The 492-nt window shown below is 39.8% G+C and carries 1 protein-coding gene; it reads left to right on the forward strand.

What is annotated here, in order from left to right; translation table 11 throughout:
• Window positions 1-492, forward strand: a 492-nt coding sequence (locus tag JIV24_RS22255) for a DDE-type integrase/transposase/recombinase (RefSeq protein WP_200467286.1), incomplete at both ends; no start/stop codon positions are given.

The raw sequence follows: 492 nt of genomic DNA on the forward strand, positions 1-492 counted from the left end.
TTAAAATAATAACTGGCAAGAAAGCCACCTATGGCGTACCAAGGGTGCGTGCCATTCTGAAGCGGGACTATGGCATAAAGATAACTAAGTACATGCTTAATAGGCATATGAAAGAAGAAGGCTTACTGATTAAGCAAAATCGAAAACGAGGTGCTACACGCCCCCACACAGGTGTTATTCAGGTATCAAAACCCAATACAAGATGGGCAAGTGACATTACCTCAATAAAATGTTGGAATGGCGAAAAGTTAAGGGTAGCTATAGTAATTGATTGCTGTGATAGATCCATCGTTTCATGGTACGCAGGAAAACACATTCAAGCTTGTGATATCGAGTTGATGTTGCAAGATGCATTATTTAAGCGCTTGGGCGAGAACTTTGTGACAGAAACCAATAAACTTGAATTTCTTCATGATAATGGTCCCGAATACATCGAAAAAAGACTGGTCAGACAACTGGAGAAATGGAACATTATAAACTGTAACACACCCA

The organism is Carboxylicivirga marina (genome assembly GCF_016612505.1).
Lineage (GTDB): Bacteria > Bacteroidota > Bacteroidia > Bacteroidales > Marinilabiliaceae > Carboxylicivirga > Carboxylicivirga marina.